The 440-nt window shown below is 53.2% G+C and carries 1 protein-coding gene; it reads left to right on the top strand.

Annotated elements, in window-relative coordinates; translation table 11 throughout:
* Positions 1-440, top strand: a 440-nt coding sequence (locus HFC70_RS26385) for a hypothetical protein (protein ID WP_210259464.1), incomplete at both ends; no start/stop codon positions are given.

Genomic DNA, 440 nt, shown 5'->3' with positions numbered 1-440 from the left:
TGATTAAGTTGCTGACCGGATTATTGCTGCTCGCCTGGCCTTTTTTAATCTGGCTAGGTTTGGTGCATAACAGCCTGCACTGGCTGTTGCCGCTGATGGCGCTGCTGCTTTTATTGCGCCTGCGCCAGCCCCGTCGCCAGACGGGGCCGCTCCAGGTCGTCACAAAAATCGTTGCTGTTGTGGGCATTGTATTGTGTGTCTCCAGTTTTCTGTTGAAAACGCACCAGTTACTGCTGTTTTACCCGGTAGTGGTTAACGCAGTCATGCTGGCGGTTTTTGGCGGTTCGCTGCGGTCGACAATGCCGATAGTTGAGCGGCTGGCACGTTTGCAGGAACCAGACCTCCCGGAAAAGGCCGTGCGATATACCCGCCGCGTAACGCAGGTCTGGTGCCTGTTTTTTATTTTCAACGGCAGTATTGCGTTATTTACCACCTTGTAT

Source organism: Agrobacterium sp. a22-2, from assembly GCF_012276985.1.
In the GTDB taxonomy this organism is placed as follows: domain Bacteria; phylum Pseudomonadota; class Alphaproteobacteria; order Rhizobiales; family Rhizobiaceae; genus Allorhizobium.
The sequence above is the reverse complement of the archived record's forward strand: the minus strand, read 5'-3'. Positions and strand labels throughout refer to the sequence as shown.